The following is a 7203-nucleotide window of genomic DNA, read 5'->3' on the forward strand; positions in this document are numbered from 1 at the left end:
GCCCGCACGCCGCCCCGGCGTCGATCCGCGACAGGCCGGAGCGGAGCCCCGGGGTAGCGTGAGGGCCGAGCGGAGGGAGGACCGTGGCCGTCACGCTGCACGATGTCGCCCGCGCCGCCGACGTCTCGATCAAGACCGTCTCGAACGTGATCAACGACTATCCGCACGTGCGCCCGGCCACCCGCTCCCGGGTGCAGGCGGCCATCGCGCAGCTGGGCTACCGGCCCAACCTCTCCGCGCGGAGCCTGCGCCGCGGCCGTACCGGCGTGATCGGCCTCGCCCTGCCGGAGCTGAGCCTCCCCTACTTCGCCGAGCTCGCCGACAGCGTGATGCGCGCCGCCGACGAGCGCGGCCTGACGGTGCTGATCGAGCAGACCGGCGGCGACCCCGAGCGCGAGCGGAGCGTGCTGGCGAGCGAGCGACGGCAGCTCACCGACGGGCTGCTCTTCAGCCCGCTGGGCCTCGCCGACGAGGACGCGCTCGCGGTCGGCTTCCCCCTGGTGCTGCTCGGCGAGCGGATCTTCACCGGGCTGGTCGACCACGTCACCATGCAGAACACTGCGGCGGCGCACGCGGCCACCGCGCACCTGCTCGCCTCCGGAAGGCGCCGGATCGTGGCGCTCGGGACCCACCCCGACGCCGCCGTCAGCTCGGCGTCGCTCCGCCTCGAGGGCTACCGCGCCGCGCTCGCCGAGGCCGGCATCGCCTACGACGAGCGGATGATCGGCGTCTCGGGCCCGTGGCGGCGCTCCGGCGGCGCCGAGGCGATGCGCCGCGTGCTCGCCTCCGGGCTCGACTTCGACGCCGTGTTCGCGCTCAACGACACCCTCGCACTCGGCGCGGTCCGCGCGCTCCAGGAGGCGAGGGTCCGCGTGCCCGAGGAGGTGGCGGTGATCGGCTTCGACGACATCGACGAGGCGGGCTACTCCTCCCCCAGCCTCTCCAGTGTGGACTCGGGGCGCGACGAGATCGCGCGGACCGCGGTCGAGGTGCTGCAGGCCCGGATCGAGGGCACCCGCACCGGCCCGGGGACGCTCCACGAGGCGGCGTTCACCGTGGTAGCCCGGGAGTCGACCGCGGGCCGTCCGATCGCGGAGGACCCGGCGGTCGGCCGGGCGTCGGCCGGGGCCTAGGCGCAGGTCCCGCTGCCGCAGATCTCGCGGCGGATCCACGCTCCCGCGTCCACGACGGCCAGCTCGCCGCGGCGGAGGAGCCGACTCCACTCCACGGCCCGCGTCGTCAGCCGGTCGTCGGCCGAGCCGCGGACGTCGCCGCCGACGGTCCGGAGGAACAGGTGCGCGAGCGGGCCGCCGAGGTACAGCGTGGCGCCCGCGACGCCGGCGAAGTGGCGGGCCTGGCCGCGGGTGCCGTCGTCGTAGGGGCGGCGGAAGCCCTTCCCCCGGACCCGGTTGCGGCCGCCGTGCGCCAGGTCGAGAGCGCCGAGCGGGGCGCTGCGGATGCCGGCGACGTCCTTCGCGACGGCCGCGAGGAACGCGCGCGGGCGGGGATGCGACGCCGCGAGGGCGTCGGCGCGGTCGGCGAGCTCGGAGCAGGCGTCGGTGACGGCATCGGAGGAGGGCACCCGCCCAGTCGAGCACAGGTGCGCTGAGCGGCGGCGGGGAGACGCGACGCCCGAAGAGGTCTGCCGCCGTCGGCAGCGGCGAGCAGCGAGGCAGGAGGGGGCCGGTGCCGCTCTTGACAGCGGCCGAGCCGGGGCGGACCATCGTGTACAACGTTAGAAAGACCGCTCGCCGCCGAGCCCGCTGCGGGAGCCCGAAGCCCGAAAGGCCCTCATGACCGACGCCCCCGCCGCCACCGCGCGCATCAGCCTCGACCCCGCCGCGGTCGTCGCCCCCGTCACTCCGCGCCTCTTCGGCTCGTTCGTCGAGCACCTCGGCCGCTGCGTGTACGACGGCATCTACGAGCCCGGCCACCCCGCCTCGAACGAGGACGGGTTCCGCCTCGACGTGGTCGAGCTGGTCAAGGAGCTGGGCACCACGACGATCCGCTACCCCGGCGGCAACTTCGTCTCGGGCTACCGCTGGGAGGACGGCGTCGGCCCGCGCTCCGAGCGCCCCCGCCGCCGCGACCTGGCCTGGCACTCGCTCGAGACCAACGAGGTCGGGCTGGACGACTTCGCGAAGTGGGCGGAGCTGACCGGCAGCGAGATCATGTACGCCGTCAACCTCGGCACCCGCGGTGTCCTCGAGGCGCTCGACGTCCTCGAGTACGCCAACGGACCGGCCGGCACCGCTCTCGCCGACCAGCGCATCGCCAACGGCGGGACCGAGCCCTACGACATCCGCATGTGGTGCCTCGGGAACGAGATGGACGGCCCCTGGCAGGTCGGCCACATGAGCGCCGACGACTACGGCAAGCTCGCCTCCCGCACCGCCAAGGCCCTCAAGATCGCCGACCCCTCGCTCGAGCTGGTCGTCTGCGGCTCGTCGAGCTCGTCGATGCCGACCTTCGGCGAGTGGGAGCGCGTGGTCCTCGAGCACGCGTACGACGACGTCGAGTACGTCTCGTGCCACGCCTACTACCAGGAGTACGACGGCGACCTCGGCTCCTTCCTCGCCTCCTCCCTCGACATGGAGTACTTCATCGCCACCGTCGCGGCGACCGTGGACCACGTGAAGTTCAAGCTCAAGAAGACGAAGGACATCAAGCTCTCCTTCGACGAGTGGAACGTCTGGTACCTCGAGGAGTGGCAGGCCAAGGAGAAGGCCGACGCCGAGGGCGACCAGAGCACCCGCGAGTGGGCCTACGCCCCGCGCCTGCTCGAGGACGTCTACTCCGTCGCCGACGCCGTCGTCCTCGGCAACCTGATGATCACGCTGCTGAAGAACTCCGACCGGGTCACCTCCGCCTCCCTCGCGCAGCTCGTCAACGTGATCGCGCCGATCATGACCGAGCCGGGCGGAGCCGCCTGGCGCCAGACCACGTTCTTCCCGTTCTCGACCACTGCACGCCTGGCCTCCGGCTCGGTGCTGCGCCCCCGGATCGACGCGGGGACCTATTCGACCGCCCGCCACGGCGACGCTCCGCTCATCGACTCCGTCGCCACCGTCGACGAGGGCCGCGCGGCCGTCTTCCTGGTGAACCGCTCGCAGACGGAGCCGATCGAGGTCACCGTCGACGTCAGCGGCCTCGGAGTCTCGAGCATCGCGGAGGCGGTGGCCCTGTTCGACGAGGACCCCTACGCGAAGAACACGCGTGACGACCAGGACCGCGTGCGCCTGCGCGAGGCCCCGGCGACGCTCGAGGACGGCGTGCTGACGCTGACCCTCCCGCCCGTCTCGTGGACGGCGGTCGCCCTCACCGCGTAGCGGCGTCCGACCCTCGGGACCGCGTCCGGCCTCCCGGAGCCGCGCGGTCCCGTCGGCAACCGTCTCGGCTCAGGCCGCGGGCCACTGCACGGGCACCGGCAGGCGGCGGCGCTCGGGAGGGGCGTCACGACGGGCGAGGCGCTCGATGAGCAGCTCCGCGGCCGCCCGGCCCAGCTGCTCGCCGTCCACGTCGACCGCCGGGACCCCCACCAGCCCGAGCGCGTCGACGATCGACCGCTCCGAGCTCACCACGAGCCGCTCCGGGAGGCCGCCGGAGGCCAACAGCGCGTACTGCACCCCGAGCCCGAGAGCGGTCGCGTAGGGCACGACCGCCGTCGCTCCGGACTCGCGCACCGCGGCCGCGGCCGAGACGCCGGCCGCGAAGGTGGCCGGGAAGGGCCCGAGCACCGTGAGCTCCGCTCCTCCGCTCGCCGCCGCCTCGTGCACGGCCGCGGTGCGCTGCCTGTCCTGCCACGAGCCCTCCGGCCCGCCGAGGTAGAGCACGCGCTCGTGCCCGTCGGCGGCGAAGCGCGCCACCAGCGACCCGAACGCGGCGGCCGTGTCGGCGACGACGGAGGCGAGACCGTCGACCTCGCGGTCCACCAGCACGGTCGGCTTGTGCGATCCGGCCGCCAGCAGCAGCTCGTCCCCGCCGCGGGGAGCGACGACGATGAAGCCGTCGACCTGCCGCGAGAGCCGGTCGAACGCGCCGAGCTCGCGCACGGCCTCGAGCGGGTGCACGGCGACGGTCAGCTGCAGGCCGTCCTCGTCTGCGCGGCGCTGCGCCCCTCCGATGATCGGAGTGAAGAAGGCGTTGTCGAGCGTGGGGACGACCAGGGCCACGACGCCGGTGCGGCCGCGGGCGAGCTGGCGCGCGGCGGAGTTCGGGATGAAGCCGAGCTTGGCCGCCGCGGTCAGCACGCGGGCGGCCGTCTCGGGCGAGACGACCTCCGGGCGCGAGAGCGTGCGCGAGGCGGTGGCCTTCGAGACGCCGGCGAGGGCGGCGACGTCGGCGAGCGTGGCCATCCGACTCCTCCCTGCGGTCCTCCCGCGATCATAGGGGCCCGCCTGCAACCGGTCGCACCGGCGGCGCGAAGCGGTCCCGGATTCCGAAACACGGAATTTACACGGGCGACGCAGACCGGGTACCGCCGCACCCGTAGGGTCGATGCAACCGGTTACATCCGCAGCCGGCCACCACTTGCCCCGGAAGGAGCCACCCGTGAGGACACGATCCGCTCCCCTCCTGCTCCTGCCGGGACTCGGGTTCCTGCTGCTGTTCTTCGTGGTCCCGTCGCTCGTGATGCTGTTCGCGCCGCCCGGCGCCACCGCCGCCGACGTGATCGCGAGAGTCGGCCAGATGCTGACCGACCCGTACGAGCTGCGGATCATCGGCCGCACCGTCGGCATCGGCCTCGTCGTCACGCTGATCTGCGTCGTCCTCGGCTTCCCGATCGCCTACCTGCTGGCCCGCTCCACCTCGCGCTGGGCGGGCGTGCTGCTGGCCCTCGCGATCTTCCCGCTGCTGCTCAGCAACGTGGTGCGCACTTTCGGCTGGCTCGTGGTCCTCGGCTCGAACGGCGCGATCGGGCAGCTCCTCGTCGCCACCGGCCTGGTCGACGAGGCGCCCCAGCTGCTCTACACCGAGCTGGCGATCGTGCTCGGCCTCACGCAGCTGTTCCTCCCGCTCGCGATCATCTCCTGCTACTCCGCCGTCTCGCAGGTGGACGCCGGGCTCGACGACGCCGCCCGCGGCCTCGGCGCGAGCCCGACCCGGACCTTCTGGGACGTCGTGGTGCCGCTCTCGCTCCCCGGCGTCGTCGTCGCGGCGACCCTCGTCTTCGCCGGCTCCGTGACCGCGTACACGACGCCGTACCTGCTCGGCGGGTCCTCGCAGCGGATGCTGAGCACGCAGCTGTTCTCGTACTCCAGCGTGACGATCGACTGGGCGGGCGCGTCGGCCACGGCGATCGTGATGACGATCCTGGTCTTCCTCGTCTCCGGGCTCTCCTCGCTCGTCGCCCGCCGGGGGGCCGTCTCGTGAGGACGCGCCGCCTCGTCGCCGCGACCCTGGCCGTCGCCGGCTACGTGATCATGATCGTGCCGATCCTGTTCGTCGTCGCCACGGCGTTCACGGCCGGATCCACTCTGCGCTTCCCGCCGGAGGGCTTCTCGTTCCGCTGGTTCGGCGAAGCGCTCTCGTACGACCCGTTCCTCGAGTCGCTCGCCACCAGCGCTCAGCTCGCCGTCCTCTCGACGGCGATCGCGCTCCTGCTCGGGATCCCGGCGACCCTCGCCATCCACCGCGGGCGCATCCCGGGGAAGGGGATCGTCGAGGGGCTCTTCCTCTCGCCGCTGATCGTGCCCGAGCTCGTCGTCGGGCTGGCCCTCTTCCAGCAGCTCGTCGTGACGCTCAAGGTCGACAACGCCGCCGTGCTCCTCGTCGGCCACACCGCGCTCCTGCTCCCCTACGCGGTGCGCGTCACCGGCGCCTCGCTCGCCACCAGCGACCCGGCGCTGGAGGAGGCCGCCCGCGGACTCGGGGCCGGACCGCTGCGCACCTTCTTCACGATCACGCTGCCGATCCTGCGCCCCGGCGTCTTCTCGGCCGCCCTGCTCGGCTTCGTGACGTCCTTCAACAACGTCCCCCTGTCGCTCCTGCTGCAGAGCCGCGACGCCAGGACCCTGCCCGTCACGATGCTCGACTACGTGCAGCAGAGCTACGACCCGATGGTCGCGGCCACCTCCACCCTCATCCTCGCGGCGACCGTCGTCATCGCGTTCCTCGCCGAGCGCAGCGTCGGCTTCGCCCAGATCTTCGGAGGCATCAACCGATGAGCGCCGCAGCGGAATTCGTCAACGTCAGCCAGGTCTTCGGGGACTTCACCGCCGTCGACCGCATCGATTTCGCGATCCCCGCGGGGCGGCTGACCACCCTGCTCGGCCCCAGCGGCTGCGGCAAGACCACCTCGCTCCGGATGCTCGCGGGCTACTCGGCCCCCAGCTCCGGCCGCATCCTCATCGACGGCCTGGACAGCACGAAGCTGCCCCCGGAGAAGCGCGGGCTCGGGATGGTGTTCCAGTCGTACGCGCTCTTCCCGCACCTCAGCGTCGCCGAGAACGTCGGCTACGGGCTGAAGCTGCGCGGAGTCGGGCGGGCGGAGCGGCAGGCCCGGGTCGTGGAGAGCCTCGAGATGGTGGGCCTGGCGCACCTCGCCGCCAGCCGGCCGAGGAAGCTCTCCGGCGGCCAGCAGCAGCGGGTCGCGCTCGCACGGGCCATCGCGATCCGGCCGCGGCTGCTCCTGCTCGACGAGCCGCTGTCGAACCTCGACGCCCGGCTGCGCGTGCAGATGCGCTCCGAGATCCGCCGCATCCAGGCGGAGACCGGGCTGACCGTGGTGCTCGTCACCCACGACCAGGACGAGGCGCTCGAGATGAGCGACGAGATGGTCCTGATGCGCGCCGGGCGGATCATGCAGCAGGGCGCCCCGAGCGCCGTCTTCGGCTCCCCCGCGAACCGCTTCGTCGCCGACTTCCTCGGCTACGAGAACTTCCTCGTCCTCGCGGACGGGTCGCTCGCGACGGTCCGGCCCGAGCACCTCGCGGTGTCGGCGACGGCCCCCGCCTCGCCCGGGCTCGCGCTCGACGGCGTGGTCGTCGACGTCGCCTACCGCGGCGTCGACGTGCTGGTCACGGTCGCCGCGACCGACCCCTCCGGCGCCCCGGTGCGCCTGGTGTCGGACGTCCGGGCCGACGGATCCGCCGCGCTCTCCCCCGGCGACGCCGTCGTGGTCTCGGCGCCGGCCGCGCGGCTGGTGCCGCTCGCCGCCGACGTCCCGGCCTGATCCGCGGTCCTCCCGCCCCTCGCTCCTCC

7 protein-coding genes are annotated in these 7203 nt (G+C 73.3%); 5 read left to right on the forward strand and 2 right to left on the reverse strand.

Translation table 11 applies throughout. From position 1 onward, the window contains the following. Nucleotides 1–83 precede the first annotated feature (83 nt). Nucleotides 84–1133, forward strand: coding sequence for a LacI family DNA-binding transcriptional regulator (locus C5C10_RS12890; RefSeq protein ID WP_104329420.1), 1050 nt, complete (start codon nt 84–86; stop codon nt 1131–1133). Here the strand turns inward: C5C10_RS12890 and C5C10_RS12895 are convergent. After that, complete coding sequence (locus tag C5C10_RS12895) at nt 1130–1582, reverse strand: hypothetical protein (RefSeq protein WP_104267827.1); 453 nt, start codon at nt 1580–1582, stop codon at nt 1130–1132. The two genes, C5C10_RS12890 and C5C10_RS12895, sit on opposite strands and share 4 nt — an antisense overlap. A 211-nt stretch (nt 1583–1793) precedes the next feature. Here C5C10_RS12895 and C5C10_RS12900 point away from each other — a divergent pair, with 211 nt between their 5' ends. Beyond that, nucleotides 1794–3329 carry an alpha-N-arabinofuranosidase gene (locus tag C5C10_RS12900; RefSeq protein WP_104233557.1) on the forward strand — a complete coding sequence of 512 codons (1536 nt, stop codon included), beginning with the start codon at nt 1794–1796 and terminating at the stop codon, nt 3327–3329. Nucleotides 3330–3398: 69 nt separating this feature from the next. Here C5C10_RS12900 and C5C10_RS12905 read toward each other — a convergent pair whose 3' ends face one another. Then, entirely contained in the window at nt 3399–4355 is a 957-nt protein-coding gene (locus C5C10_RS12905) for a LacI family DNA-binding transcriptional regulator (protein WP_104283064.1), read from the reverse strand. 196 nt (nt 4356–4551) lie between these two features. Here C5C10_RS12905 and C5C10_RS12910 point away from each other — a divergent pair, with 196 nt between their 5' ends. The 3 genes from C5C10_RS12910 to C5C10_RS12920 are packed head-to-tail and all read left to right on the forward strand — an operon-like array spanning nt 4552 to nt 7174. Beyond that, nucleotides 4552–5373 (forward strand): ABC transporter permease, encoded by an 822-nt coding sequence (locus C5C10_RS12910; protein ID WP_104283063.1) that lies wholly within the window; start codon nt 4552–4554, stop codon nt 5371–5373. After that, complete coding sequence (locus C5C10_RS12915; protein ID WP_258060571.1) at nt 5370–6167, forward strand: ABC transporter permease; 798 nt, start codon at nt 5370–5372, stop codon at nt 6165–6167. Before C5C10_RS12910 ends, C5C10_RS12915 begins: the two co-directional genes overlap by 4 nt. Further along, nucleotides 6164–7174 carry an ABC transporter ATP-binding protein gene (locus C5C10_RS12920; protein WP_104329422.1) on the forward strand — a complete coding sequence of 337 codons (1011 nt, stop codon included), beginning with the start codon at nt 6164–6166 and terminating at the stop codon, nt 7172–7174. The genes C5C10_RS12915 and C5C10_RS12920 overlap by 4 nt, the downstream gene beginning before the upstream one ends. Nucleotides 7175–7203 lie beyond the last annotated feature (29 nt).

The sequence above is a fragment of the Rathayibacter sp. AY1A3 genome (assembly GCF_002930975.1).
Lineage (GTDB): Bacteria > Actinomycetota > Actinomycetes > Actinomycetales > Microbacteriaceae > Rathayibacter.

Excerpts from the sequence above, each read along its gene's own strand:
- C5C10_RS12900 (WP_104233557.1), top strand. The coding sequence starts at position 1,794 with ATGACCGACGCCCCCGCCGCCACCGCGCGCATCAGCCTCGACCCCGCC.
- C5C10_RS12905 (WP_104283064.1), bottom strand. The coding sequence starts at position 4,355 with ATGGCCACGCTCGCCGACGTCGCCGCCCTCGCCGGCGTCTCGAAGGCC.
- C5C10_RS12920 (WP_104329422.1), top strand. The coding sequence starts at position 6,164 with ATGAGCGCCGCAGCGGAATTCGTCAACGTCAGCCAGGTCTTCGGGGAC.